This window comes from Mesorhizobium sp. M7D.F.Ca.US.004.01.2.1 (assembly GCF_003997785.1).
In the GTDB taxonomy this organism is placed as follows: domain Bacteria; phylum Pseudomonadota; class Alphaproteobacteria; order Rhizobiales; family Rhizobiaceae; genus Mesorhizobium; species Mesorhizobium loti.
On sequence record NZ_RZRQ01000017.1, the window covers coordinates 1 to 24,548 of the forward strand.

25 protein-coding genes are annotated in these 24,548 nt (G+C 62.2%); 12 read left to right on the forward strand and 13 right to left on the reverse strand.

The features are described 5' to 3' along the window. The first annotated feature begins 79 nt into the window (after positions 1-79). Complete coding sequence (locus EN993_RS05285) at positions 80-1,627, forward strand: helicase HerA-like C-terminal domain-containing protein (protein ID WP_127262581.1); 1,548 nt, start codon at positions 80-82, stop codon at positions 1,625-1,627. A gap of 36 nt (positions 1,628-1,663) precedes the next feature. Here EN993_RS05285 and EN993_RS05290 read toward each other — a convergent pair whose 3' ends face one another. Next, positions 1,664-2,488, reverse strand: a complete 825-nt coding sequence (locus EN993_RS05290; protein WP_109662490.1) for a L,D-transpeptidase — start codon at positions 2,486-2,488, stop codon at positions 1,664-1,666. 168 nt (positions 2,489-2,656) lie between these two features. Beyond that, a complete protein-coding gene (locus tag EN993_RS05295; RefSeq protein WP_109663320.1) occupies positions 2,657-3,319 on the reverse strand; it encodes a haloacid dehalogenase type II in 663 nt (220 codons plus the stop codon). 160 nt (positions 3,320-3,479) lie between these two features. Between EN993_RS05295 and EN993_RS05300 the strand changes: the two genes are divergently transcribed. The 4 genes from EN993_RS05300 (at position 3,480) to EN993_RS05315 (ending at position 6,626) form a co-directional block, all read left to right on the forward strand. Next, a complete protein-coding gene (locus EN993_RS05300) occupies positions 3,480-4,358 on the forward strand; it encodes a branched-chain amino acid aminotransferase (protein ID WP_056580708.1) in 879 nt (292 codons plus the stop codon). A gap of 107 nt (positions 4,359-4,465) precedes the next feature. After that, positions 4,466-5,065, forward strand: a complete 600-nt coding sequence (locus EN993_RS05305) for a superoxide dismutase (protein WP_027053553.1) — start codon at positions 4,466-4,468, stop codon at positions 5,063-5,065. A 163-nt stretch (positions 5,066-5,228) separates the two neighbouring features. Further along, a complete protein-coding gene (locus EN993_RS05310; RefSeq protein ID WP_109662493.1) occupies positions 5,229-5,666 on the forward strand; it encodes a cytochrome c in 438 nt (145 codons plus the stop codon). Positions 5,667-5,675: 9 nt separating this feature from the next. Then, positions 5,676-6,626: a cytochrome c gene (locus tag EN993_RS05315; RefSeq protein ID WP_126068475.1), complete on the forward strand. Its 951-nt coding sequence runs from the start codon at positions 5,676-5,678 to the stop codon at positions 6,624-6,626. Here the strand turns inward: EN993_RS05315 and EN993_RS05320 are convergent. The 3 genes from EN993_RS05320 to EN993_RS05330 form a co-directional block, all read right to left on the reverse strand. After that, positions 6,623-7,024: an SET domain-containing protein-lysine N-methyltransferase gene (locus EN993_RS05320; RefSeq protein WP_109662498.1), complete on the reverse strand. Its 402-nt coding sequence runs from the start codon at positions 7,022-7,024 to the stop codon at positions 6,623-6,625. The genes EN993_RS05315 and EN993_RS05320 overlap by 4 nt on opposite strands. Before the next feature lie 245 nt (positions 7,025-7,269). After that, on the reverse strand, positions 7,270-7,899 hold the full coding sequence (locus EN993_RS05325; protein WP_109662501.1) for a LysE family translocator: 630 nt from the start codon (positions 7,897-7,899) through the stop codon (positions 7,270-7,272). Next, positions 7,896-10,019, reverse strand: a complete 2,124-nt coding sequence (locus EN993_RS05330) for a S9 family peptidase (protein WP_127262582.1) — start codon at positions 10,017-10,019, stop codon at positions 7,896-7,898. Before EN993_RS05330 ends, EN993_RS05325 begins: the two co-directional genes overlap by 4 nt. Before the next feature lie 133 nt (positions 10,020-10,152). On the opposite strand from EN993_RS05330, the gene EN993_RS05335 reads away from it, so the two are divergent. Together EN993_RS05335 and EN993_RS05340 are read left to right on the forward strand one after the other, a co-directional pair. Continuing rightward, entirely contained in the window at positions 10,153-10,521 is a 369-nt protein-coding gene (locus EN993_RS05335; RefSeq protein WP_109663324.1) for a hypothetical protein, read from the forward strand. Between the two features lie 452 nt (positions 10,522-10,973). Next, on the forward strand, positions 10,974-11,399 hold the full coding sequence (locus EN993_RS05340; protein WP_013532660.1) for a MucR family transcriptional regulator: 426 nt from the start codon (positions 10,974-10,976) through the stop codon (positions 11,397-11,399). A gap of 104 nt (positions 11,400-11,503) precedes the next feature. On the opposite strand, the gene EN993_RS05345 is transcribed toward EN993_RS05340, so the two are convergent. Beyond that, entirely contained in the window at positions 11,504-11,932 is a 429-nt protein-coding gene (locus tag EN993_RS05345; protein WP_109662506.1) for a SufE family protein, read from the reverse strand. Positions 11,933-12,032: 100 nt separating this feature from the next. Beyond that, positions 12,033-12,386 carry a DUF5330 domain-containing protein gene (locus tag EN993_RS05350; protein WP_109662508.1) on the reverse strand — a complete coding sequence of 118 codons (354 nt, stop codon included), beginning with the start codon at positions 12,384-12,386 and terminating at the stop codon, positions 12,033-12,035. A gap of 536 nt (positions 12,387-12,922) precedes the next feature. Here EN993_RS05350 and EN993_RS05355 point away from each other — a divergent pair. The 3 genes from EN993_RS05355 to EN993_RS05365 all read left to right on the forward strand — a co-directional run bounded on the left by EN993_RS05355 (position 12,923) and on the right by EN993_RS05365 (position 15,875). Next, the gene (locus EN993_RS05355) at positions 12,923-14,656 is read left to right on the forward strand and encodes a PAS domain-containing sensor histidine kinase (protein WP_109662510.1); all 1,734 of its coding nucleotides are present in this window, start codon (positions 12,923-12,925) and stop codon (positions 14,654-14,656) included. Beyond that, the gene (locus EN993_RS05360; protein WP_127262583.1) at positions 14,631-15,458 is read left to right on the forward strand and encodes a peptidoglycan-binding protein; all 828 of its coding nucleotides are present in this window, start codon (positions 14,631-14,633) and stop codon (positions 15,456-15,458) included. Before EN993_RS05355 ends, EN993_RS05360 begins: the two co-directional genes overlap by 26 nt. A gap of 69 nt (positions 15,459-15,527) precedes the next feature. Continuing rightward, positions 15,528-15,875, forward strand: a complete 348-nt coding sequence (locus tag EN993_RS05365; protein WP_056580674.1) for a DUF1491 family protein — start codon at positions 15,528-15,530, stop codon at positions 15,873-15,875. Here the strand turns inward: EN993_RS05365 and EN993_RS05370 are convergent. Next, a complete protein-coding gene (locus tag EN993_RS05370) occupies positions 15,853-16,890 on the reverse strand; it encodes a hypothetical protein (RefSeq protein WP_109662514.1) in 1,038 nt (345 codons plus the stop codon). The two genes, EN993_RS05365 and EN993_RS05370, sit on opposite strands and share 23 nt — an antisense overlap. Positions 16,891-17,078: 188 nt before the next feature. Between EN993_RS05370 and EN993_RS05375 the strand changes: the two genes are divergently transcribed. After that, positions 17,079-17,267, forward strand: a complete 189-nt coding sequence (locus tag EN993_RS05375) for a hypothetical protein (protein ID WP_109662516.1) — start codon at positions 17,079-17,081, stop codon at positions 17,265-17,267. Positions 17,268-17,363: 96 nt separating this feature from the next. Here EN993_RS05375 and EN993_RS05380 read toward each other — a convergent pair whose 3' ends face one another. From EN993_RS05380 to EN993_RS05400, 5 genes are all read right to left on the reverse strand, one after another. Then, a complete protein-coding gene (locus tag EN993_RS05380) occupies positions 17,364-17,933 on the reverse strand; it encodes a DUF1254 domain-containing protein (protein ID WP_109662519.1) in 570 nt (189 codons plus the stop codon). Continuing rightward, entirely contained in the window at positions 17,926-18,510 is a 585-nt protein-coding gene (locus tag EN993_RS05385) for a DUF1214 domain-containing protein (protein ID WP_109662521.1), read from the reverse strand. The genes EN993_RS05380 and EN993_RS05385 overlap by 8 nt, the downstream gene beginning before the upstream one ends. Before the next feature lie 122 nt (positions 18,511-18,632). Further along, on the reverse strand, positions 18,633-20,786 hold the full coding sequence (locus EN993_RS05390; protein WP_109662523.1) for a penicillin-binding protein 1A: 2,154 nt from the start codon (positions 20,784-20,786) through the stop codon (positions 18,633-18,635). Between the two features lie 186 nt (positions 20,787-20,972). Next, positions 20,973-21,905 carry a dimethylarginine dimethylaminohydrolase family protein gene (locus EN993_RS05395; RefSeq protein ID WP_109662543.1) on the reverse strand — a complete coding sequence of 311 codons (933 nt, stop codon included), beginning with the start codon at positions 21,903-21,905 and terminating at the stop codon, positions 20,973-20,975. A 28-nt stretch (positions 21,906-21,933) separates the two neighbouring features. Next, complete coding sequence (locus tag EN993_RS05400) at positions 21,934-23,529, reverse strand: amidohydrolase (protein ID WP_164757548.1); 1,596 nt, start codon at positions 23,527-23,529, stop codon at positions 21,934-21,936. Positions 23,530-23,613: 84 nt separating this feature from the next. Here EN993_RS05400 and EN993_RS05405 point away from each other — a divergent pair, with 84 nt between their 5' ends. Continuing rightward, the gene (locus EN993_RS05405; RefSeq protein WP_109662545.1) at positions 23,614-24,510 is read left to right on the forward strand and encodes a LysR substrate-binding domain-containing protein; all 897 of its coding nucleotides are present in this window, start codon (positions 23,614-23,616) and stop codon (positions 24,508-24,510) included. Positions 24,511-24,548 lie beyond the last annotated feature (38 nt).

Sequence of the window (24,548 nt, forward strand, 5' to 3'; positions counted from 1 at the left end):
TTGTCGCTGTGCAATGGCCTCACTATACCTGCGGCAAGGCCACTGGCTTTAGACACATCAGTTTGCGGAGACCGGATATATGGCTGACGACACCAGTATTTTCATCGGCGCCAGCCGCAAGCCTGACGACAGCTATCAGCGTGCCGAGCAACTGTTGCTGCAATACGGGAATCGCCACGGCCTTGTGACTGGCGCCACCGGTACCGGCAAGACTGTCACCTTGCAGATCCTGGCGGAAGGGTTTTCCAATGCCGGCGTGCCGGTGTTCTGCGCCGACATCAAGGGCGACCTGTCCGGCATCGCGATGATGGGCACGGCACAGGATTTTCTTGTCAAGCGGGCCGAACAGGTCAAGCTTGACCCCTACGACTTCCAGGAGTTTCCGGTCATCTTCTGGGATCTGTTCGGCGAGCAGGGCCATCCGATCCGCACTACGGTCTCGGAAATGGGGCCGTTGTTGTTGTCGCGCCTGATGAACCTGACCGACGCGCAGGAAGGCATCATGAACATCGCCTTCCGCCTGGCGGACGAGGAAGGCCTGCTGCTGCTCGACATGAAGGATCTGCAGGCGCTGCTGGCCAACATTGCCGAGCGCGCCGACGAGATCGGCTCGCGCTACGGCAATGTGACGAAGCCGTCGGTCGGGGCCATCCAGCGCACGTTGCTCGTCCTGGAGCAGCAGGGCGCGGCAAACTTCTTCGGCGAGCCGGCACTGCGCATCGCCGACATCATGCGCACCACGCGCGACGGACGCGGCGCCATCAGCGTGCTTGCCGCCGACAAGCTGATGATGAATCCGCGGCTGTACGCGACCTTCCTGTTGTGGCTGATGTCGGAACTGTTCGAGGTGCTGCCGGAAGTCGGCGACCCCGACAAGCCGAAGCTGGTGTTCTTCTTCGACGAGGCACATCTTCTGTTCGACGAAGCACCCAAAGTGCTGATCGATCGCGTCGAACAAGTGGTTCGCCTGATCCGCTCGAAAGGCGTCGGCGTCTATTTCGTTACGCAAAACCCTTTGGATATCCCTGAAAAGGTTCTGGCCCAGCTCGGCAATCGCGTACAGCACGCGCTGCGCGCCTATACGCCGCGTGAGCAGCAGGCGGTGAGGACGGCAGCCGAGACGTTCCGGCCAAATCCCGATTTCGACTGCATGACCGCCATTACCCAGCTCGCCACTGGCGAGGCGCTGGTTTCGACGCTGGAGGCCAAGGGTGTTCCGTCCATGGTGCAGCGGACACTGATCCGCCCGCCATCCTCGCGGCTTGGGCCCATCACGGCCGCCGAACGACAAAAGCTGATCCAGGAAAGCCCGGTCGCCGGCCAATACGATCAGGTCATCGATCGCGAATCGGCTTTCGAGATGCTGCAGAAAAAGGCCAAGGACGCGCAGGATGCCGAAGAGCAGGCTCAGCAGGCCGGCAGCGGCGGCTCGCGCTGGACCATTCCGGGTTTCGGCAATGACGATCCGGCGCCGCAATCCGGTGGCAGGCGTGCGCCTGCACCGCGCCCGTCCAACCGCCAGACCGTGGCCGAGGCAGCGATCAAGTCGGTGGTGCGCTCGGTCGGTTCGTCGGTCGGGCGGGCAATCGTGCGCGGGATCCTGGGCAGTCTTTCCCGGGGGCGGTGAGACTTGAGGCAGCGGTGGTGCCGCTGCCTCGTCGGCTCAGAAGATCGAGTTGGTGATCGCCTTTACCGGGCCGAGCAGCACCGAGCCGTCCGGCACGCCGGCGTCGATCGGGATCGCCTGGCGGTTGGCCGTCGCCACCATCGGCTGGCTGACGTCGCTGGTCACGATGACCGGCGTCTTCGAGGGCACGCGGTCATAAAGGTCGATAATGTCCTGATTCATCAGGCGCACGCAGCCTGACGAGACCGACTTTCCGATCGACTTCCATTCCGGCGAGCCGTGCAGGCGGTAGAGCGTGTCGACGTTGCCCTGGAAAAGATAGAGCGCACGCGCACCGAGCGGGTTCTTCAAGCCGCCGGGCATGCCGCCATTGTCGGCGCTGTATGGCTTCAATTCCGGCTGCCGGGCGATCATTTCATCCGGCGGCGTCCACTTCGGCCACTTCTGCTTCCACTGGACCACGGCGTCGCCGGACCATTCGAAGCCAGCGCGGCCGAGACCGACACCGTAACGGATCGCCTGGCCGCCCGGGCGCACCAGATAGAGATGGTGTCCTGTCGTGTCGACGATGATGGTGCCGGGCTTCTGCCCCGTCGGATCGGGAACGATCTGGCGCAGAAACTGCGGATCGATTTTGTCGAACGGTATGGCCGGAAGGTCGAAACCGCCATCGCTGACGGCCGCGTACATCGTCGCATAGTCGGGCAGGGTCGGCTCGACATAGGTTGGCGGCGGCGGCTCGACCGGCCCCGGCCCGGTGGTGGCGCATGCGGAAACCGCGACCGAAGCGGCGCCCAGGGCTGCGGCGTTGAGAAAGCCGCGACGGCTCAGGCGAAAAGTTTCGATTTCGGTTTTGGACATGGTTGCCTTCTTTAGGTCTCAAATCGCAACAAAGCATGAATTCGCCGACCGTTGCGCGGGTGCCTGACAACACCTGGGGCGATAGGCGGTTCCGATTCTGGCCTGAAGGTGGACAAACAAAGGCGAAGCTGTGACTGCGCCGCCACTGTGGCGCCAGGGCCACAGGTCTTAGCTACCCGGCACCAAAGCTTCGAGCGATGGCAGGATCAGGGCCGGCGGGAAGTCCCGGTATTCTTCGGGCTGGTTGGAACGGTTGATCCACACCGTGCGGAAGCCGAATTTGGTGGCGCCTGCAATGTCCCAGCGATTGGAGGACTGGAAGGATACGGCGCCGGGGTAGAGGCGCCAGCCGGTGGCGACCATGTCGTAGACCGCCGGATCGGTCTTGAAGCGCCGCACCGTATCGACCGAATAGATATCGTCCAGAACCTGGTCGAGCGCGGCGGATTTGACCGCTGCCTGCAGCATTTCGGGCGAGCCGTTGGACAGGATCGCCAGTCTCGCTCCCGAAGCCTTGAGCGCCTTGAGCACGGCCGGTACTTCCGGATAGCAATCCAGCCGCCAGTAGGCATCCAGCAATGTCGCCCTGAGGCCGGGGTCGGCCGAAGGAACCTTGCGCAAGGCGAAATCGAGCGCCTGTTCGGTCAGCTGCCAGAAATCGGCATAGGCGCCCATCAGCGTGCGCACCCAGGAATATTCGAGCTGCTTGGCGCGCCAGATCTCGGACAACAATTGGCCGTCCGGCCCGATCCGGTCGGCATGGCGGCGCACGGCGGCATGTACGTCGAACAGCGTGCCATAGGCGTCGAAAACATAGGCGGAGTATTGCATGACAACAGTTTTGAGGGCAGGCGCGACAAGGTGCAAGCTTTGATTGCATCGCGCCCCGGCGCTGGCCTCAACAAAACTCCCTGATGCTGGTTGACGCCGTGCACCAAAGCATCTTCCAATGGCTCTTGACGAGACCAATCAATTGAGACGGGACAACACGATGACACTGGCTGCTGCGGCGCAATCCGCGACATGGACTTTCGTCGATGGTGATTGGCACGAGGGCAATGTCGCCATTCTGGGGCCGCGCAGCCACGCCATGTGGCTCGGCACCAGCGTGTTCGACGGCGGCCGCTGGTTCGAAGGCGTCGCCCCCGACCTCGAGCTCCACGCCGCCAGGGTGAATTCCTCGGCGATTGCGCTCGGCCTCAAGCCGTCGATGACCGCCGACAAGATCGTCGGGCTGACGTGGGATGGGTTGAAGAAGTTCGACGGCAAGACTGCTGTCTACATCAGGCCGATGTACTGGGCCGAGCATGGCGGCTATATGGGCGTGCCGGCCGATCCCGCATCGACCCGCTTCTGCCTTTGCCTCTACGAATCGCCGATGATCCCGCCGACCGGCTTTTCGGTGACCGTATCGCCGTTCCGGCGCCCGACCATCGAAACCATGCCGACCAACGCCAAGGCCGGCTGCCTCTATCCTAACAACGGCCGTGCCATTCTCGAAGCCAAGATGCGCGGCTTCGACAATGCAATGGTGCTCGACATGCTGGGCAACGTCGCCGAGACCGGAACCTCGAACATCTTCCTGGTCAAGGACGGTCATGTCTTTACACCGGCGCCGAACGGCACCTTCCTGTCCGGCATCACCCGCTCGCGCACCATAACGCTGCTTGGCGAGTACGGCTTCAAGACCACGGAAAAAACGCTGTCGGTGCGCGATTTCCTTGAAGCGGACGAAATCTTTTCGACCGGAAACCATTCCAAGGTGGTGCCGATCACCCGTATCGAAGACCGCAACCTGCAACCCGGGCCGGTGGCCAAGAAGGCGCGCGAACTCTATTGGGATTGGGCGCATTCGACTTCCGCCGCTTGAGCGGATAAAAAGGCGATCGACGCTTCATCCCGGAGTTGTCCCAACCCATTCCAGACCTATCTTAGTCCGGTATCGACACCGGATTTTTCCACGAGGGAGTACCATCCATGGCTTTTGAATTGCCCGCTCTGCCTTACGACTATGAGGCCTTGCAGCCCTACATGTCGAAAGAGACGCTGGAATATCACCACGACAAGCACCACAAGGCGTATGTCGACAACGGCAACAAGCTCGCCGCCGAAGCCGGCATGGGCGACCTGTCGGTCGAAGAGGTGGTCAAGCAGTCGTTCGGCAAGAATGCCGGCCTCTTCAACAATGCCGCCCAGCACTACAACCACATCCATTTCTGGAAGTGGATGAAGAAGGGCGGCGGCGGCAACAAGCTGCCGGGCGCCCTGCAGAAGGCGGTCGACAGCGATCTCGGTGGCTACGACAAGTTCAAGGCCGACTTCATTGCCGCCGGCACGACACAATTCGGCTCCGGCTGGGCCTGGGTTTCAGTCAAGGATGGCAAGCTGGCGATCTCGAAGACGCCGAATGGCGAAAACCCGCTCGTTCATGGCGCGTCGCCAATCCTCGGCGTCGATGTCTGGGAGCACTCCTATTACATCGACTATCGCAACGCCCGGCCGAAATATCTCGAGGCGTTCGTCGACAGCCTGATCAATTGGGATCACGTGCTGGAATTGTACGAAAAGGCGAAGTGATCGATCGTAGAAAGCCCCGGCATTCCCGGGGCTTTTCTTTTTCTGCGTCGAGGTTCCCGTAACAGCAAAAGTCTGGAAAAAATCATCCGGGGGAAGGGAATTTTCCCCCTGTAGCATCCGTTAACGTCCTGTCCCGAAATGCCTTCATCACGGAGCCAATTGAATGAGAAAGCTTGTTATCGCCATCTCTATGCTTGCACTCGCCGCCTCGGCGGCCTTTGCCGATCCGATCCTCGATCGGCAGGCACTGATGAAGGAACGTGGAAAGATCGTTGGCGGCATTTCGAAAGTGGTCAAGGATGAGGAGCCTTTTGATGCCGCTGCCGTGTTGACGCAGCTGCAGGCATTGCAGGCGAATGCCGAGAAATTCGATGCCGATGCGCTGTTCCCGTCAGGCAGCGATACAGGCGACACGACAGCGGCGCCCAAGATTTGGGAAGACATGGCCGGCTTCAAGGCCGTCGAGGACAAATATCTCGCCGACATCAAGGCAGCCACCGCCGCCGCTCCCGCCGATGTCGATACGTTGAAGACGCAGTTTGGCGCGATTGCTTCCAATTGCGGCACCTGCCACCAGACCTATCGAGTGAAAAAGGGCTGATAGCGGGCGATGCCCTGGCTGAAAAAACTCGTCGGCGCCCTCGTCATTCTGGGCGGCGTCGGCGCGGTTGCCGGGTGGGTGTTGTCGGCGCCGGTGAGGCTCGACAGTGAGACCCTGGCCAAGCTCGGCCCTGGCGACCCGGCCAGGGGCAAGCGCATCTTCTATGCCGGCGGCTGCACTTCCTGCCACGCAAAGCCGGGCTCGCAGGGCGATGCGCGGCTTCAACTCGTGGGTGGGCTCGAGCTCAAGACGCCGTTCGGCACCTTCGTCCCGCCCAACATCTCGCAAGATCCCAAGGACGGCATCGGCGCCTGGTCGACCGAGGACCTAGCCAACGCCATGCTGAAGGGCGTATCGCCCTCGGGCGAGCATCTCTATCCGGCGTTTCCCTATGCGTCCTACGCGCGCATGAAGCCGGCCGACATTGCCGATCTCTACGCCTTCCTGAAGACGCTGCCGGCGGTCGCCGGCAAGGCCCCGGCCAATTCGCTCGGTTTTCCCTTCAACATTCGTCGCGGCATCGGCCTGTGGAAATTGCTCTATCTCAGCGACCAGCCGGTCGTTCCATTCCCTGATGGCACGCCTGATCCGGTGATGGCCGGCCGCTATCTGGTCGAAGGGCCGGGCCATTGCGGCGAATGCCACACGCCGCGCGACTTTGCAGGTGGTACGAAAAAGAACGCGTGGCTGGCCGGTGCGGTGGCTGCCGAAGGCAGCGGCGTCGTGTCGAACATCACATCGGGCAAGGGCGGTATAGGCGATTGGTCGGAAGCCGACATCGTCAACTACCTCGAAACCGGCTTTACGCCTGCTTTCGATTCCGTCGGCGGTGCCATGGTCGACGTGCAGCGGAACATGGCAGAACTGGCGCCGGAGGACCGTGCGGCCATCGCCGCCTATCTCAAGGCGATACCGCCGCATCCAAACGGCTATCCGCCGCGCAAAAAGCCAGCGAGCTAGTTTTCCGGCGACAGGTGGCGGTCGCCGAGGAAATCGAAGCCGGTTTCAAAGAAATGATTGTAGTCGCAGGTCAGTTCCTCGCCAGGCGCGATATCGCGCAAGGCGTATGTTTCCTCAGGTGAGGAGACGTCGCAATTCGGCTCATCCGCATGGTTCATGAAGCGCGCATCGTCGGCTTCGAAGACGATGTAGTTCGGGTCGCGTCGGTCGGGGTAGGAATAGCGGTCGAGATAGCTCTTCACCGATCCGCTTTCGCTCTCATAAGTTTCCACGTCGATGATCCGATCGAATCTCGGGTCCAGCTTCCAGATCAGCATGCCGCGCGGAATGTGGGCCCTGGCAAACACACCGATGCCCTGGATGGACGATTTGTCGAGATAGACGTCAACGAGCAGCATGGCGAACCCTTGCGAGATGGTAACTGGCAGTCGCGGCTTTGAAAAAGCTGGGCATTGGGTAGCGCGCGATGGTGGCAATTGCGAGCAGAAAATCGCGGCGCATGACCGCGAAATGAAGCCTCGGAAAAGATCATGCGCAAATCAAAAATTCATGACCTTGGAAATCCGTCGAGGAACAGCGGTGGTCGGTTCGCGACCCGTTCCGCTGACCGACGGCGAGGTTGCTTTGAATAGGGATGAAAAGGTCAGCGCTGCAGCTGCAGCGCGAGCCGAATACCCAGAGCACAGTAGATGCCGCCAACAACCTTGCCCTGCCACTTCAACACTGTCGGATTTCGGCGCAGGAACGCGCCGAGCCGACCGGCGCTCATCGCAAAGACGACCGTGCTGAAAAAGCCGAGTAGGACGAAGATGACCCCCAATGTGGTCAACTGAAGCATCACCGATCCGTTTTCAGGTCGCACGAACTGAGGCAGAAAAGCGAGGAAGAACAGCGCAGTCTTGGGGTTGAGCACTTCGGTCAGGACGGCCTGTCGAAACGCCTTGCCAGCGGAGATCGCAAGCGCACCGGCGGCCGGGTTGGCCGGTGTTCTCTCGATGATAGCGCGAATGCCGAGATAAACCAGGTAGGCCGCGCCGATGTACTTTATGATGCTGAACAGCGTCGCGGACGTGGCAATGATCGCCGAGATGCCGACCATCGCCATGACGGTGTGAAACACGTCGCCGGCAGCGATCCCGGCGCCGGTCGCGATGCCAACCTTGGTTCCGGAACTCGTTGCCCGCGCTATGGTAAGGAGCGTGGCCGGACCCGGAATAAAGACGAAGCCGAGCACAACTGCGACATAAGCGATCAATGTGGCCAGATCGATCATCGGTCGATTTCTCCCGTAAGCTCCGCCTTGCCCATCACCTTCAGTGCAAAGGAATAGGTGTAGGCGATCTCCTCCAGCCGCGAAAACCGGCCGGAGGCACCGGCGTGGCCGGAATCCATGTTGATCTTGAACAGCACCGGATTGTCGCCGCTCTTGCGCTCGCGCAGCCGCGCCACCCATTTGGCCGGCTCCCAATAAGTGACGCGCGGATCGGTGAGCCCGGCCAGCGCCAGGATCGGCGGATAGTCGAGCGCTGCGACATTGTCATAGGGCGAGTAGGCAGCGATCGTCCGGTAGTCGTCGGCGGATGCAATCGGATTGCCCCATTCAGGCCATTCCGGCGGCGTCAGCGGCAGGGTTGCGTCGAGCATTGTGGTGAGCACGTCGACGAAAGGAACTTCGGCGACGATGCCGCCGAAGCAATCCGGCGCCATGTTGGCGATGGCGCCCATCAGCATGCCGCCGGCCGAACCGCCTTGCGCGACAATGCGGTCATGCGCCGTATAGCGTTCGGCAACAAGGTGGCGCGCACAGGCGATGAAATCGGTGAACGTGTTCATCTTGTGCGCCCGCTTGCCGTCGTCGTACCAGCCATAGCCCTTGTCCTTGCCGCCGCGGACGTGAGCGATGGCGAAGACAAAGCCGCGATCGACCAGCGAGAACCAGTTGGTGTTGAAGGCGGCTGGCACGGTTATGCCATAGGAGCCGTAGCCGTAAAGCAGGCAAGGTGCGGATCCATCCAGCGGCGTGTCGCGGTGGTGCAAAAGCGAGATCGGCACCAGTTCGCCATCGGCGGCCGGCGCCATCAGCCGCCGCGTCACATAGTTGTCCGCATCATGGCCGGACGGCACTTCCTGGGTCTTCAGCAGCATCCGCTCACGGGTGCGCATATTGTAGTCGAACACCTGGGCCGGCGTCGTCATCGACGAGTAGGAAAAGCGCATGATCTCGGTGTCGTACTCATAGGAACCCGACAGACCGAGCGAGAAAGCCTCCTCGTCTAGGGACAGAAGATGCTCCTCGCCGCTGCTGCGGTCGCGCACGACAATGCGCGGCAGGCCTTCCTTGCGTTCGAGCCGGACCATGTGGTCCCTGAAGCCGATCACCGACAGGATCAGCCGGCCGGGTTCATGCGGCACCAGTTCCTGCCAGTTGGCACGGACCGGGTCGCTCACTGGCGCCGTCATGATCTTGAAATCCTTGGCGCCGTCGGCATTGGTCAGGATGAAGAAGATGTCGCCGCCTTCTTCAAGGTCATACTGAAGGCCGATCTCGCGCGGCGAGACCAGTTTCGGTTCGGCAAACGGATCGCTGGCGCTCAAGAGGCGATATTCCGAAGTCTCGTGGTCGTTGATACCGATCATGATCCATTCGCTGTTGCGGGTTCCGTCGACATTCATGAAGAAGCCGGGATCGGTTTCCTCATAGATCAGCCGATCGCTTTGCGGGCTGTCGCCCAGCGCATGGAACAGCACCTTGGACGGGCGGTGGTTGGGGTCGAGCCGCGTATAGAAGAAGCCGTCATTGCCGGCGTTCCAGACACCTGAACCGCCGGTGTCGGGTATCTGGTCGGCAAGCTCCTTGCCATCGGCGAGGTCGCGCACGCGAAGCGTGTAGAATTCGGAGCCCTTATCGTCGAATGCCCACAGCAGCTTGGCGTGGTCGGCCGAATGGTCGACGCCGCCAAGACGGAAATAGGCCTTGCCCGCGGCCTCCGCATCGCCGTCGAGCAGGATATGCTCGGCGCCGCCGTCGCGCGGCATGCGGAAATAGCGCGGCTGCTCGCCGCCAAGCTTGAAGGACGAACCATAGGCATAGGGCCCATCCTTCATAGGCACGGAAGAATCGTCTTCCTTGATACGGCCCTTCATCTCCTTGAAAAGCTGCTTTTGCAGCTCGACCGTGTCGGCCATCAGCTTTGACTGGTAGGCATTTTCTGCGTCGAGCTCGGCGCGGATCCCCGCATCGAGCAATGACGGGTTCCGGAACATCTCCTGCCAGTTGTCGGCTCGCAGCCAGGCATAGTCGTCGGTTCGCGTGATGCCGTGATACGTGTCGGAAACCGGCCGCTTCTCGGGCGTTGGCGGGGTGACGATCGGAAATATGGATGTCCTGGTCATTGCGTCTCGCTTTGCCAATATCTTGAATGGGGAAGTATCTTGAATGGCGAATGAACACGCCGATCAGGGCGGGTTCAAGAGCCGCAGCCTATGGGTTGTGTCGGCTGCCGAAGATGAGCCGGGAGGAAAGATGATGACTATTCGGTCTCGGACCGCTGCGGCTTTCGCCGTTGCTTCGCTAACTCTGGCCTTTGCCGGTCAGTCTCATGCGACCGTATTCGCGGCTTGGCAAGTGGCCAATGTGCCGTTCGGCGACACGCTCAATGTGCGCAAATACCCGTCGGGCACGTCCCAGAAGCAGGCGGCATACCCGAACGGGACCGTTCTGCAGATGACTGGACGATGCACCGGCGCGATAAACCTGCTCGACATCGCCAATCAGCCGGCATGGAAGCAGGAACAGACGGTTCGCTACCGTTGGTGCGAAGTCTGGCATGATCCGGCCCAGAACGGCAACTTCGTCACCGGATGGGCCTATGGCAAATACATCACCCCGCATTGATTGACCCTGCAGCGATGGATCCGGACCGGTCGGGTGACAGGCATGTCGCCTGCTTGCTCACGCATGACAGACATGCAGCAACCTGTGGTTTTGTAGACAGGTGTGAACAACCAAGTTTGCGCGTGCAATAGCCAAGCAAAATCAAGCATTGAAACCTGCTCTGTGAGTTGCCGCGAATGTAACGGCGAGCTGACGTTGCGTCAGCCGTTGCTGGTTGGCGCGCGAAATATCGATAAATTACACAATGCACGAAAGATTGAAGCTGATCCGGGAACAATTGACCAACATCGTTCAATATAGCGCAAGGGGCGAATTGACTTACTTGGTCTGCGGGCTCATTGATGTGCGCGCGACACGAATCGTAGAAGCTCTACCTGCACAAAGTTCGTGCAATGCCCTGCCTGTAAAAAAAGGGCGCAGATCGAAGTAACTCTTGTTGGGGCCTGAAGACCATGGATATTGTCGAAACACCTTCCAGAAACAGCGATGCGCTGATCGAATTGACCGCCGATGTGGTGGCCGCCTATGTCAGCAACAATCCCGTGCCGGTCGGCGAATTGCCGAACCTGATATCCGATGTCCATGCCGCACTCGGGCGTGTGGGCGGAACCGCCGAACAACCGCCTGCCGACAAGCAAAAGCCGGCGGTCAACCCGAAGCGCTCGGTTCATGACGACTACATCGTCTGCCTCGAAGACGGCAAGAAGTTCAAGTCGCTGAAGCGCCATCTGATGACCCACTATGATCTGACGCCGGATCAGTATCGCGAAAAGTGGAACCTCGACCCGACCTATCCGATGGTTGCACCCAACTACGCCGCTGCCCGGTCCCAACTGGCCAAGAAGATGGGCCTCGGCCGCAAGCGCAAGGCACGGTAATCGCTGCCAGCCAGATTGATCGACATTAACGGCGCCTTCGGGCGCCGTTTGATTTTGCGGGTGGCAACGCGCTGATCGAGTAGAGCAATTCCAGGGAGAGCTTTTCAGGCGGTCTGCTTGAGCGCCGCCTCGGCATCGCGCTTGATGCGCTTGACCATGGAGCGAAGGCCGTTGGCGCGCTGCGGCGACAGATGCTCGTCGAGGCCGAGCTCTTTCAATGTCGCTTCCGCATCGGTCTTCTGGATTTCGCTGGCGGTCCTGCCGGAAAACAGCGCCAGCATGATCGCGACCAGCCCACGCACGATATGAGCGTCCGAATCGCCGGTGAAGGTGATGACCGGGTCGGCCCCAGCTCCGCGTTCAGTGGTCAACCAGACCTGGCTGACGCAACCCGGCACCTTGTTGGTGGCGCTGCGCTGCTCGTCCGGAAACGGCGGCAACGCCTCGCCGAGTTCGATGACGTAACGATAGCGGTCTTCCCATTCCTCGAGGAACGAGAAGTCGTCGCGGATCGTCTGTATCGTGGTGGTCATAATGCCGGATATAGTCACGCGGCGGCTCCGCGTCACGGAAAAACAAGGACACCGCGGGCGTCGAGAGGGCAGACAGCCCGCGGTGCGCCGTCGAAACGGCTTAATTCTGCGCCGGCAGGTTAACTGTCTCGGGCAAGACGATTTCATCCGGCACGCTGCCGGTCATCGTCGATGTATCGGGCCCGGCGGCGGACTTGTCGTCCAGCATCGCCGCCGCGATCTTGGCGGTCTCCTTGGCGCGGGCGGTGATGGTGTGCATTGCCGACTTGCCGGTTTCACAGACATCGGGCTTGCGTTCGCAAATGCCAGCGATGTCGCCAACTGCTTCGCGTGCCGCAAACAAGGCCTGGATCGGCCCGACGCTTTCGCGGCCCGATTCATCGGGGCCGACAGTCAGCGGCAGCGCCAGCAGCACCAGCGAAAACCAGAAAGCCATTCTTATGAGGAAGACCATGCCCTTGCCCTCTCGTCGTGACCGGATCATGCATCCATATGGCATGACCTCTTTTGTAGGCAGGATGTTGGCACACAGGCGCAAAGGACGGCTTGCAGGCAAAGCGACAATTTTCCTCAAATTTTAGGCAAATTCGAAACGAGCCGTTGTGCAATCGATTTATCTCAAATCCGAATGAGTTTTCTTAACCCGAGATAACCATCTATCTCCATGCTTTTCCTGCATTTTTCCTGAAATCCCGGAGTCCAGGTGCCGCCTGCAGCCACCCGATGGGCACCGTCGCCGGATAACCCTCCGTTTACTATGGCTGCATTTGCCCGGGCTTTCGGCTGCCGGCATCCCGATATTTGCCCCAGGCCGGGGCCTTGGTCGGCCCTGCCTTATCCATTCCTTAAACGCTGGATGCGAGTTTCAGAGCCAACCAGAACGATCTGCAAAGCAGAGCTGTCCACGACGATTACGGGTGCGTTGAGTTGAGTTCAATCAAGGCCAGATACGTTGAATTACCTGGCGCGATTGCCGCCGGTTGCGAACGTATGGTCCATCCGTCCATTATTGGGCAGAGCGACCGCGAGCGCCAGCGCCGCTTCATCGGCGTCATGCTCGCCGCTCCTTTCTTTGCCGCGGGTGCCGCGGTCACGCTGGTCACTTCGGGCCTGGGCGCCGCCGTCACCATGGCCGTCATCTTCGCGGCCTTTGGCCTGTGCTGGTTCGTCGCCTTGCTGGTGGCGGCGACCGGCAAGATGGCGATAGCGAGCTGGATCGCCCTGGCGATGGCGGGCATTTCTCTCGGCAGTCTCATTGCCGCCGCGGGCGGGCTGAGTTCGCCTGTCGCCATGCTTGTCGTGGCGCTGCCGTTCGAAGCCTGGTGGATCGGCGCCTCGCGGCGTGCAGCGCTGTGGGGAGCCGTGTCGGCCGCTGTGGCCATCTTGGCTCAGCCTCTGGCTGGAACCGTGTTCCCGTTCGCAGGAGCGCAGACCGCGGCCTGGCACTGGCTGGTGCCGTTGGCTTGGGCGCTTACCTTGATCCCGCGCGCATCGGCGTTTCGAAACACGGCAGATGCGGCTGATGTGGTCGACACTGCCGACCGGCTCGAAGACATCATCGATGCGGTGATCTTGCGCGTCGCCCGTCACGGCGAGGTTCTGGACGCTTCGCCAAAGGCACGCACGCTTTTGAAATTGCCGCCCGAACTGCTGTCCGGAAACGGCCTCTTCGACCGCGTCCATCTGTCGGATCGCGTCTCCTATCTCAGCGCCCTGGCTGACATGCGCGACGGCGCGCTGTCGCGCCGGCTCGAATTGCGCATCAGGCTGCCTCAGAACGGCAATGGCCTGGTCGCTGACAATTATCGGCCGTTCTCGCTCGATCTGGTGCGAGCTGAGGAACAGGGCGACGTCTTCACGCTTGTCCTGCGCGAGAATGACGAGATTGCCCGGCTACGCGAGGATCTAGCGGCGGCCAATGAGGCGGCCGCGTCCGCCGAGGTGGCGAAGGGGCGCTTCCTGGCGGTGGTCAGCCACGAATTGCGCACGCCGCTGAATGCCATTATCGGCTTCTCGGACATGCTGCTGCATGAAATGTTCGGCGCCTTCAAGGATCCGCGCCAGAAGGAATATGTCGGCCTGGTGCGGGATTCGGGCCAGCATCTGCTTGCCGTCGTGACCTCGATACTCGACGTGTCCAGGATTGAATCAGGCGTCTACGCGACCGAACCGGAGCCGTTCCGGTTCGCGGACGCGGTCGACATGTGCCAGTCGATGATGCAGCTGCAGGCGCAGGCCAAGAACATCGATCTGCAGGTGCAGATCGCGCCGGACGCCGGCGACATCAATGCCGATCAGCGTGCCGTGCAGCAGATGCTCATCAACCTCGTCTCCAATGCGATCAAGTTCACCCCCGATGGCGGCGATGTCGTCGTCGGCGCCAAGCGGATCGGTTCGCGCCTGCATTTCTGGGTCAGGGACACCGGCATCGGCATCGCCGAGGAGGATTTTGCCAATCTCGGCAAGCCCTTCATGCAGATCCAGAACGACTACACCCGCCGTTTCGAGGGGACCGGTCTCGGCCTGTCGCTGGTCAAGGGCCTGGTGGCGCTGCACGAAGGCACGATGTCCATCGAAAGCATGCCGGGCGAGGGCACCACGGTGACCATCAGCCTGCCGGTGAACGGACCGAAGGGGCATCAGGCGGAGAAGGCCGGCGTGCTGACGATGCCTGTGGCCATGGCGAAAGGGGACAGAAATGGCTCGCTCCGCAAAACAGCCTAAGGCGGTCAAGCGCCGCAGCAATGCCTTTCAGGACGGCGTCGTCGCCGTCGGCGGCATGATCTCGCGCAATCCTGTCCTGGTGGGCGGCTCGACGGCATTCCTGGTGACGTTGTTCTACGTTTCCGCCAATGCCTTGTGGTATCAGCCTTTCCCGCATGCCGGCGCGTTTTTTGCCACCCGCAGCATCCAGGGCTTTCCGCACGCGGCGTCCGACGAACCTGAGACGACGTTCAACATCGTGCGGCCATCCGGCGCGCCGGCGCCGATCAAAGGCGATCCGGTGGTCGAGCAGGTGCAAGGCATACTGAAGAATCTCGATTTCTACCCCGGAACGGTCGACGGCATTTCCGGGCCCAACACGCGCAAGGCCATCCAGGCCTATCAGCAGAAGGTCGGGCTCAACGCGTCCGGCGAGATCGACGCGCTTCTGTTGGATCAACTGGGCGCGACGCCGAAAACCGCTTCCGTCGTACCCAGACCGCAGCCGCGTCCGGATATGCCGGCCGCTGTTCCGGTGTCTTTGCAGACAAATTCGGGGCAGACAAATTCCGGGCAAGCGACTTCAGGGCAGGCGAATGCCGCCGATCCGAATGTCGCGACGCAGGCGCCCGATGCCCGCATCGTCAAGATCCAGGCCGGGCTCAAGGCGTTCGGCAATGACGACATGCAGCTGGACGGCGTCGTCGGCGCGCGCACCAAGGCGGCGATCAAGGAATTCCAGTCGCTGTTCGGGCTGCCGCAAACGGGCGAGCCCGATGAGATCGTCTACGTCAAGATGCGCGAGATCGGCCTGACCAACTGACTGGGAAATGACAGCTCGCCGAGCAGCGGAAATATCGATAGACAGCCGCACGCCTTCCGGAGTTGTCTCATGCGCGTCACCTCAGATCTGTGGGTTTCGGCCCTACTGCGCCGGGTTTTCGGCGCCGGCGGATTTGCCGCCGTGGTCAAGCGGGGCGCAACCGAAGCCGGCGCTGTTTTCGTCCTGGCGCGGGGCAGGCTGGGCGAGGTTGCCCTGTTCGGACCGGCGCCGCAGACAAGCTACGATTCGGCCAAGCCCGACGACCGGTTTTTCAGTCTGCTCGGGGCCGGTGACGATGCCGCCGTACTCGATGCCAGGCTGGAAAGGGAGAAAAAATTCGATCCCGACATCTGGGTGGTCGAGATCGAGGCCGGCACTGTGCCCGTCGAGGAACTTATTTCCGTGAAGACGCCCTGAGGCCGGAGGTCTCGGCCGCATCGTCGCTGTTCGATGCCATGCGGGTGTCGCTGTTTGCCGGTGCGGCGTCGCGAACCACCCTCGAGAGGGTTTCGGCTTTCCAGTACCGTACCTTGTCCAGGGCGACATCGCGATGTAGCAGGCGGTAGCGGTCGAGGAAGGTGCGGATGGCTTGCGGATGCGGGAATTGCGCTGGGTAGACGGCTACGGTGATCAGGAAGGCCCTGTCTTCGCTGAGGTCTAGCGAGCGCAGTGCCGCAAGCAGCGACGCGTAGTTCTGGTTGGCGGTGAGCGATCGTGCGATCGAGAAATCGATATCGAGCGCATCGGCGAGCGCGGTCTGGAAGAACGCGGCGTTTCCCGTCAGCGCTGTCTCGCGCAATTTCACATAAGTATCGGCGCCCGTAAAAGGATCGGCGGTCGCCGCTGCCGCCTCGTCGCCCGTGCGCATCATCGAGCGCAGCCTGCGCCGTGCATTCTCGGCTGCGATGCCGAGCGCCTGTTCTCGGGCGGACTCGTCGGAGGCCGTTTCCGTGCGCACCGGCACGATCTCGTCTGCTGCGATGGCTTTCGCATCCGGTTCCCGCACGCGCACCAGGCTTGGCCTTTCCAGCGCCCTGATCAAATCGGCGATGGTCGGGTTCAGGCCCTTGCGGCGTGCAATGGCGCGGGCATGCGGCAGGCCATGTCGCCCGATCAGCGCGATGAGATCGATGTCGCTGACGGCGCGGGAGCGGATGAGCAGCGGCGCGGCAATGTCGACCGGTTCCTCGCAGAGACGGCGCACCAAAGCGGCGGGGGCGTATTCGCATTCGGAAAGGGCGGCCGCCACGTAACGGCGAGATTCGACGGACACATTGTCGAACAGCGGCAGCGTCAGGTCTTCGAGCTGGCCGATCTCACGGCGTGAAGGGCGGGTGAGCGAGCAGAACGCCGACACCGCGGCGCGGAACAGCCTTTCGGCCTTTCCCGAGTCTTTTCGTACCGCGATTTGCCTGAAGTCCGAAGATGACACGAAGGATACGCCCGTACTCGACACAAGCTTGGCCACGCTCGACCGGGACTGTGTCGGTTTCGCGAGTGCCAAGAACAAAGATCAAGTTAGCGACGATCCGTTAGCGCTCCGTTAACCCTCTGCCGGCCTTAATGATATTTGGAGGCGTTGCGTTGTGCTCCGGGGAAACCGAGAGGAATGCGCGAACCATGGGCATGGTACTGTCTTTCGTGCCGCGTACGGCACCAAGCAATCGGACAAAGCAAACCGCCGAAATTCCGGCGGCGGTGATCATCTTTCCCGGCATCCGCTATGAGCGGTCTCATGCCGGCGAAGTGCGGCCGGTCGATCCCGACAAGCCGGGATCGCCAGGGACGAAGCCGGTCCCGCATCACTAGAGCATGATCCCGAAAAGTGGAATCCGGTTTTCGGAAAAGATCATGCTCAAACAATAAGATAGAGCCCATCCCGATTCCATCGGGATGGAACAGGCTCTAGAAGTCCTGCAACTCGCAGGAACTCTGCTCGAAGAAGCGCGATACGATCGGCTTCCAGCTGTCGTCGGGCACGAAGGCGCGGATGACGAAGATGCCTTCCTCGATCGGCGCTTCGACAAAGATCGTTCCCTGAAGGTCCTCGGGAAGGTCCTTGCGCACGTCGATCATCTGCGCCGGCGTCAGCACGACGGCATCCAGCACGCCGCCGGTCGCGGTGTGGTCGTTGAAGGAATAGATGTTGTGGCCGCTGCGGTCATAGACCGACACCGACCAGAACGGCACGTGTCCAGGTGCCTTGATCCGGACCATGCCTTCGCCCAGGTCGAAACGGCATGCCGTTGCGTAGAACAGCGGATCGACGGATTTCACCACGGGCGCGCCACCGGCCTCGGCATCGAGCCGCGTCATCCTGTAGAGATCCGACGCCATGGACAGCCGCGACCAGGCATCGCGTTCGGAAAACTCAGGCACCAGAAGCAGCACGGCGATGTGCACGATGCCGGCGCCGAGCAGGCCGAGCAGGACGGCATGCAGAAGTCTGCGCATCGTTGCATAAAAGCTACGCATCGCAGCCGACCTTGACGATCCGCGGTAGCGAAACGTCCGAAAGGCCGGTGCTGCTGGCGATCGGCGTGTCGTAGAAGGTCAGCACGAAATACATCCTGCCGAAGCCGTCGGTCAGCAGCCAGTTGCCCGGCATCGGGTGATGGCCGGCGGAAATGACGACCGAGTTATCGGGTTGTCGTACAACACCATAGGATTGCAGCGCCGCCAGCCGGGGTTTGCCGGTTTCGACCACGCCGAGCGACTGGTCGGCGGCATAGAGCGTCCAGAACCGCGCCGTCGGAAATCCGCCCTCGATGGTGTAGGTGCATTCGCGCTTGAGCTCGGCGCCGCCCGTGTCGCGCTCGGCGACGAAGGACAACCCTTCGGCGCGGCCGAGCGCAAGCACCCCCTCGCGCGCCACGCGGGCTTTGGAATAGGGGTCGGCGGACGGCGTGCCGATATCGGGAAAGGCTGTCCATTGGCCGATCCGGATGGCGCCGACGCCATCCTGGACTTTCAGCGCATACCAGACGCTGCCGCCACCGCCGACGATGGCTATGGCAAGCGAAAGCAGCGTCAGGAAGGCATTTTTGAGCATGAAGGGCCGGGGACACCGAAGAGTTGCCGCTCGGGGATATCGCGGCGTGGGGCCTTGTGGCAAGCGGGCCGATGGATTTGCTCGCCCAGACCGGTCGGAAAGCCCCACTCTGTCGGAAAGGATCACAGCGCCGACAGCGTCTCCGGCGATTGAGGCGTACTGAGGGCGGGCGCCGACTGGAACAGCCTGGTCATGTCCCGCAGCGTCTGGGTGGTCCGGCTGGACAGCACCGGCGGCCGTTCGGCGGCTGCGTCGGCCGCCGCCTGCGCGTCGGTCTTCTTCTGCGCTTCCTCGGCCTTGGCCGCGATCTCCTCGTCGATGAAGGGCTTGTCGATACCCGGGATCGGCTTGAGGTCGATGTTCTGGTGCGCGTAGACCATCAGTCGCTGCCACACCATCGCCGGCAGCGAGCCGCCCGTCATGTTCTTGGTCGGCGTGAAGTCGTCGTTGCCCATCCACACTGCCGCCGTGTAGTTGCCGGTGAAGCCGACAAACCAGGCGTCGCGGTAGGATTGCGTCGTGCCGGTCTTGCCGGCGACGACGATGTTGGGAAGTTGGGCCCGCCGCGCCGTGCCCATCACCGGCACCGCGGCGAGCATGGTGTTCATCGATTTGAGCGCCTGCTCCGACAGCACCCGGTGTGGCGGCGGCGCATCCTTGGCGAAATCATAAACCACCTCGCCGGTGCGGGTCACCAACTGGGTGATGCCGTGCCGGGAGCCGACGAAGCCGTTGTCGGCGAACACGCTGTAGCCCGTCGCCTGGTCCATCACCGTCATGCCCGAGGTGCCGAGCACCATGGTCTTGTGCGCTTCGAGCGGCGATTCCACGCCCATCGCCTCGGCCATGGCCTTGATCGGCGGAATACCGAGATAGTCCTTGGCCAGCCGCACCGGCACGGTGTTGATCGATTTGGCCATTGCCATGATCAGCGTGACGTTGCCCGCCGATCCGCCGCTGTAATTGTGCGGCGACCAGCTGCCCCAGCTGATCGGGCCGCCGGAAATGATGGAGTTGGGGGTGAAGCCGTGTTCCATCGCCGTTGCGTAGACATAAGGTTTGAATGACGAGCCGGTCTGGCGCAGCGCCTTGGTGGCGCGGTTGAACTGACTGGCGCCATAGTCGCGGCCCCCGACGATCGCACGCACCGCGCCGTTGGTCTCGATGACGACGACCGCGCCCTCGGTGACATTATATTCCTTGCCGAACTGGCGCAGGTGGAACTCCACCGATTCTTCCGCCGCCTTCTGGATGTTGGCGTCGAAGGTGGTGTGGGCAACGAGCGAGTGCTGGCCCGGTTTGGCGATTTTCTTGACCTCGTCGAACGCCCAGTCGAGGTAATAATCCGGGCTTTTCTGCTCGCCACGATCGACGACATCGGCCGGATGCAGCCTGGCCTGCAGGACTTGACCTTCGGTCATGAAGCCGGCGTCGACAAGGTTCGACAGCACCACATTGGCACGCGCACGCGCCGCGGGCAGGTTGATGTGGGGAGCATATTTGGTCGGCGCCTTGAACAACCCGGCCAGCATCGCCGCCTCGGCGAGGTTCAGGTCCTTGACGCTCTTGCCGAAATAGAAATCGGCGGCCGCCTCGATGCCGAACGTGCCGCCGCCCATATAGGCGCGGTCGAGATAGAGCTGCAGGATTTCCTTCTTCGACAGATTGGCCTCGAGCCACAGCGACAGGAAGGCTTCCTTGATCTTGCGCTCCAGCGTGCGCTCATTGGTGAGGAACAGGTTCTTGGCCAGCTGCTGGGTGATGCTGGAACCGCCCTGGACGACGGAGTTGGCCCGCACATTCTCGAAGATGGCACGCGACAGGCCGAGCACATCGATACCGTAGTGATCGAAGAAGCGGCGATCCTCGGTGGCGAGCACCGCCTTGATGACGTGATCGGGCATCTCGTCGACCGGCACCGAGTCGCGCTGGATGATGCCGCGCTGGCCGATCTCGTTACCGTAGCGGTCGAGGAAGGTGACGGCGAAGTCGCCCTGGGCGCGCCAGTCGCCGGCCGTGTCCTGGAAAGCCGGAATGGCCAGTGCCAGCATCACCACAATGCCGCCGGCGCCGAGCGTGAAACCCTCGCTCAACACTTCAATGATGCCGCGACGCCAGCCGTTGACGCGGAAGCGCCGCGAGAAGATCGTCGCGGCTTCCCAGAACTGGCGCGCCTTGAAACCGATCTCGTAGAGCGAGGAATCGATCCACGCGTCGAGCGCCAGCAGCCGGGCGGCGATCGGACCTCTTCTCTTGCGCGGTTCGGGACTGGCCATTGGGAAATCCGGCTAGCGATTGCACGACCTGAGAACCGCAAACCGGCAATTTCAGGGCGATGCGTTCCGGGAGACTATTCCTCCATTTTTTCAGCAGCCACAAGGGCGCTGAAGACACAGCGACGGGTTTGTTGCTGAAGGCGGGCCAGGAACACCGCCTGGACCTGCCGCACGAGTTTTGCCGCCTCAGGCCGGTTCGCGCTTCAATGCTTGCGCCATGCAGTGGATGCCGCCGCCGGTCTTCGAAATCTCGCTCATGTCGACGGCCGCGACCTCGAAACCGCGGGCTTTGAGCTGACCGATCAGCGTCTGGCTGGAGGTCGGCGCGATCACCCGGTCCTTGCCCAGCGACATGAAGTTGCAGCCGAGGGCCATCGTATCCTGGAACGGCACGTCGATGATCTCGTGGCCCTTGCCCTTCAGCCAGTCGACGATGCCGGGTTCGGCGCAGGCGAGGCAGACAGCGGTCAGTTTCTCGGCGATCGGCACCACCATCAGGTCGATATGGACATAGTATTCGTCGATGAAGGCGATGCGGGTTTCCCAGCCTTCCTTGTCGAACCAGGCCTGCACCTGGCGGGCGCCTTCTTCCTGCGTGCGGGCGCCGCCGCAGCCGATCAGCACGACGCCGTCCTCGATGACGTTGAAATCGCCGCCCTCGAACGTACCCGCCGTGACCATGTCGTAGATCGGGATGCCGAGTTTTTCATAGGTGCGGATCGCGGCGTAGTTCTCGCCGCGCCGCCACCAATTGGCCATTGCGGTGATGAAGGCGCCGTAGGGCGTCATGACGCTGGAATCGCGGGAATAGACTTGCATCGGCAATTCCGGTGTCGGCTCGTGCCAGTGGATGTTGACGCCGAAATGCTCGTAGGCGGCGACGAGGTCCTTGTGCTGCGCCTGCGCGATCTGGACGTTGCAGGGCGCCTCGCGCAGATGCTTTCGCGACAGCGAACTGGTCGACAGATGGCGCAGGAAATTGGGTGAGCCGAGCAGGACGTCGGTCAGGACGTCGGTCTCGTTGGCGAAGCCCCAGGCGGTCAGCGGCTTGGTGCCGCCGGCCGGGTTGCGGCGCTGCAGCGAAAACGGTTCTGCAACTATGCGGTCATGGACGGTCATGGGGTTCTCCTCGTGATCAGATCAGCGGTCATTTGGCTTGGGGAATGCTCGGTATCCACCAATCGCGTCCGCGCGGGGTGGTGACATATTCAGGCCAGCGGAAATTGATCGGCGGCTCGTAGTCACAGAGCGGCGCGATCCAGTTCGAGCCGCCGATTCCGCCTCCGGTGCGGGCGACGAATTCATTTATCGCCGCATCGCGGGCGGTCTGGTCTTCCAGCAGGCGAAGGGCGGCGAGTGCGATCGTGCGGGAGGCGCAGGCCACCATCGGGTCGATGGTGGCGGGAATACCGCCCAACGCATTCATTACCCATGACGGATAGGGGTAGCCGGTTTCCGAACGCAGCGCCGGGCGGGCGACATAGAAGCGCGCCGTCGGCGTATGCCAGCTCATGTCGGTGTAATCGTCGGAGGTCGAATTGACCTGCGAGGGCGGCAGATCGCGGCGCAGGATCGCTTCCGCCGCCTGCGGCTCGATCAGGCGCTCCAGCTCTTCGATGAACGGCTCGTCGCTCGCCATGCGCCCGGCATTGACCTGTATTTCGCGCGCGACTGCCTTGGCGTCCTCGTCCCAGCGCGGCGGCCCGACGGCCGACAGTGCTCCATAGGCGATTTCGGCCATGGCATGGTTGGCAAGTCCCGGCCGTGACTTCGACACCCAATGCCGCTCGGTGCGGCAACCACTCATCGCTGCCGCCGCCTCGGCATTGCGGTCGAGCACGGCGGTGACCTGCTCGGCCATAGCAAGCGTCGGCACGCGGATCATGTACTGGATCTCGGCCAGCCCCGCCGGCAGGTTGTCGGCGGTCGCCTGGCCGGCCGTCAGGATCGCCTCGCTGATTGACCAGCCGCCCTGGTGCGGCAGCATGGAATCGCGCAGAGCCTTGGAGGCCATGTACATCATCAACAGTGCGTCGTTGGCACCGGGCGCGCGCGCCGCCGAATGCGCTTGCGGAATGGGTGCTGCACCCGCCGCCCGCGCCCAGCGCTCCGGTTGGTCGCAGATGAAGCGATAGATCATCGCGTAAGCCGCGCCGCAATGCGTGTCCCAGCGCGCCGTGTTGCAGAGCGGCAGCATGTAGAAGGGATGGAAGGAGATCATACCGGCAAGGCCGTCATAATAGCCCTTGGCGGCATGGATCGGCTTTGACCCACGCACCTTTTCCGCCGGCTCGCCGGTGAAGCGCAGTGTGCCTGATATGCCGTGGTGCTGCATCGCCGCCTTGGTCGCCAGCAGCCCGCCGAGGCTTGAAATGCCCAGCCCGGAATGCGGGTCGGTATGACCACCGGCATGTTCGGAGAGGCCTGGGCGCGGGCGCTCGACCGTAACCGCATCCTGGCAATTGCCCGGCACCGCGTCGTACTCGGCGTACATGCCGATGGTCGGGCCGGGGCCGTTGGTCCAATGCGCGCAGAAGGCGGTCGGCATGCCGCCGGACCCTTCCTCGACGGAAAAGCCTTCGCGCTTCAGCCGCTCAACATACCAGGCGGCGGATTGATACTCGCGCCACGCCGTCTCGCCGAAATCGAAGATGGTGCGTGTCCACGCGGACAGCAACGGCTGGATGCCGTCGAGACAGGCAAGGGCGGTTGCTTGCGCCGAGGTGGCCACCGGGTTCTCCATGGCATGAGAAGAAAGCAGTGAAGCGGTTCGCCAGAAAGTGATATGTTTTCCCGGCTCATGCAAATTCGGTTCACCTGAGGCTCCTTGCGCATACCATCGACACAAGCGCTGCGCGCGCTCGACAGCTTCGCCCGCCACGGCAGCGTCTGGCGCGCCGCCGACGAGTTGCACCTGACCCGCAGCGCCGTCAGCCACCAGCTTCGCCTGCTGGAGCGCGACCTCGGCTTCGACCTGCTCGAACGCATCGGCAAGGGCGTGGCGCTGACGCCGCGCGGCCAGCGCTACGCCAGCGATGTCCGCAAGGCATTGACCGTGCTGGGCGATGCGGTGACGCGCGATGCCGGCACCGGCGTCGGCGGCTCGTTCGCCGTCAGTTGCACTCCCGGCTTCGCCTCGTTGTTCCTGTGTACCCATATCGGCGAGTTCCGGCAGATGTACCCCGATGTCGCGCTGCGCATCCTGACGCCACGCCGGCTCGACGATGTCAGCAATGCCGAGGCCGATGCCTTCATTGCGTTTGGTGTCGGCAATTGGCCGAATCGGGCGGTCGAACCGCTCTGCGAAATCTCGTTCACACCGCTTTGCAGCCCGACGCTGCTGAACAAGGTCGGTGGCTTTTCGAGGCCGTCGGACGTGCTGCGCGCCAATCTGCTGCATCTCGATGACACCGAGGATTGGGCGCGCTGGCTTGCCCTGTCCAAGGTGGAAAACCCTGACACGGAGGGTGGCATCTTCTTTTCCGACATGAACCTGGTCTTTTCGGCGGCGATTGCCGGCCAGGGCATCGCCATGGGCGACGAGTTGACCAGCCGTCGGGCGCTGAGCGAAGGCCGGCTGGTTAGGCCGTTCGACATCGCGATCAAGTCGCCGCGCTCCTATTTCCTGGTCTCCGAACACGCCAAGGCTTCGCATCCGGTGCTGGAAGCGTTCGCGGGATGGCTGAGGTCGAAGCTATCGGAGAACCGCATTCTGCCGTATTGAGGGCATAGCGGGCCAGTCCGCCATAGATGAATCAAATT

Bases quoted from the DNA above. Each gene is read 5' to 3' on its own strand.
- EN993_RS05285 (WP_127262581.1), top strand. From the start codon at position 80: ATGGCTGACGACACCAGTATTTTCATCGGCGCCAGCCGCAAGCCTGAC.
- EN993_RS05290 (WP_109662490.1), bottom strand. From the start codon at position 2,488: ATGTCCAAAACCGAAATCGAAACTTTTCGCCTGAGCCGTCGCGGCTTT.
- EN993_RS05295 (WP_109663320.1), bottom strand. From the start codon at position 3,319: ATGCAATACTCCGCCTATGTTTTCGACGCCTATGGCACGCTGTTCGAC.
- EN993_RS05300 (WP_056580708.1), top strand. From the start codon at position 3,480: ATGACACTGGCTGCTGCGGCGCAATCCGCGACATGGACTTTCGTCGAT.
- EN993_RS05305 (WP_027053553.1), top strand. From the start codon at position 4,466: ATGGCTTTTGAATTGCCCGCTCTGCCTTACGACTATGAGGCCTTGCAG.
- EN993_RS05310 (WP_109662493.1), top strand. From the start codon at position 5,229: ATGAGAAAGCTTGTTATCGCCATCTCTATGCTTGCACTCGCCGCCTCG.
- EN993_RS05315 (WP_126068475.1), top strand. From the start codon at position 5,676: ATGCCCTGGCTGAAAAAACTCGTCGGCGCCCTCGTCATTCTGGGCGGC.
- EN993_RS05320 (WP_109662498.1), bottom strand. From the start codon at position 7,024: ATGCTGCTCGTTGACGTCTATCTCGACAAATCGTCCATCCAGGGCATC.
- EN993_RS05325 (WP_109662501.1), bottom strand. From the start codon at position 7,899: ATGATCGATCTGGCCACATTGATCGCTTATGTCGCAGTTGTGCTCGGC.
- EN993_RS05330 (WP_127262582.1), bottom strand. From the start codon at position 10,019: ATGACCAGGACATCCATATTTCCGATCGTCACCCCGCCAACGCCCGAG.
- EN993_RS05335 (WP_109663324.1), top strand. From the start codon at position 10,153: ATGACTATTCGGTCTCGGACCGCTGCGGCTTTCGCCGTTGCTTCGCTA.
- EN993_RS05340 (WP_013532660.1), top strand. From the start codon at position 10,974: ATGGATATTGTCGAAACACCTTCCAGAAACAGCGATGCGCTGATCGAA.
- EN993_RS05345 (WP_109662506.1), bottom strand. From the start codon at position 11,932: ATGACCACCACGATACAGACGATCCGCGACGACTTCTCGTTCCTCGAG.
- EN993_RS05350 (WP_109662508.1), bottom strand. From the start codon at position 12,386: ATGGTCTTCCTCATAAGAATGGCTTTCTGGTTTTCGCTGGTGCTGCTG.
- EN993_RS05355 (WP_109662510.1), top strand. From the start codon at position 12,923: ATGGTCCATCCGTCCATTATTGGGCAGAGCGACCGCGAGCGCCAGCGC.
- EN993_RS05360 (WP_127262583.1), top strand. From the start codon at position 14,631: ATGGCTCGCTCCGCAAAACAGCCTAAGGCGGTCAAGCGCCGCAGCAAT.
- EN993_RS05365 (WP_056580674.1), top strand. From the start codon at position 15,528: ATGCGCGTCACCTCAGATCTGTGGGTTTCGGCCCTACTGCGCCGGGTT.
- EN993_RS05375 (WP_109662516.1), top strand. From the start codon at position 17,079: ATGGGCATGGTACTGTCTTTCGTGCCGCGTACGGCACCAAGCAATCGG.
- EN993_RS05380 (WP_109662519.1), bottom strand. From the start codon at position 17,933: ATGCGTAGCTTTTATGCAACGATGCGCAGACTTCTGCATGCCGTCCTG.
- EN993_RS05385 (WP_109662521.1), bottom strand. From the start codon at position 18,510: ATGCTCAAAAATGCCTTCCTGACGCTGCTTTCGCTTGCCATAGCCATC.
- EN993_RS05390 (WP_109662523.1), bottom strand. From the start codon at position 20,786: ATGGCCAGTCCCGAACCGCGCAAGAGAAGAGGTCCGATCGCCGCCCGG.
- EN993_RS05395 (WP_109662543.1), bottom strand. From the start codon at position 21,905: ATGACCGTCCATGACCGCATAGTTGCAGAACCGTTTTCGCTGCAGCGC.
- EN993_RS05400 (WP_164757548.1), bottom strand. From the start codon at position 23,529: ATGGAGAACCCGGTGGCCACCTCGGCGCAAGCAACCGCCCTTGCCTGT.